The sequence below is a fragment of the Campylobacter sp. 2457A genome (assembly GCF_020135895.1).
GTDB classification, from domain to species: domain Bacteria; phylum Campylobacterota; class Campylobacteria; order Campylobacterales; family Campylobacteraceae; genus Campylobacter_D; species Campylobacter_D taeniopygiae.
Genome location: NZ_JACHTO010000133.1, coordinates 1 through 206, shown reverse-complemented (window position 1 = coordinate 206; position 206 = coordinate 1). Strand labels below are relative to the sequence as shown.

1 protein-coding gene is annotated in these 206 nt (G+C 33.5%); it reads left to right on the top strand.

Annotated features, from left to right (window positions below; translation table 11 throughout):
- Positions 1-206 (top strand): flagellin N-terminal helical domain-containing protein (locus tag H2280_RS08655; protein WP_442862351.1); only part of this gene is annotated, 206 nt, incomplete at both ends.

Genomic DNA, 206 nt, shown 5'->3' with positions numbered 1-206 from the left:
GGTATCTTACAAACTGCTGATAAAGCAATGGATGAGCAGCTTAAGATCTTAGATACTATTAAAACTAAAGCAACTCAAGCAGCTCAAGATGGACAAAGCTTAAAAACAAGAACTATGCTTCAAGCTGATATCAACCGTTTAATGGAAGAGCTTGATAATATTGCTAATACAACCTCTTTTAATGGTAAACAACTTTTAAGTGGTAA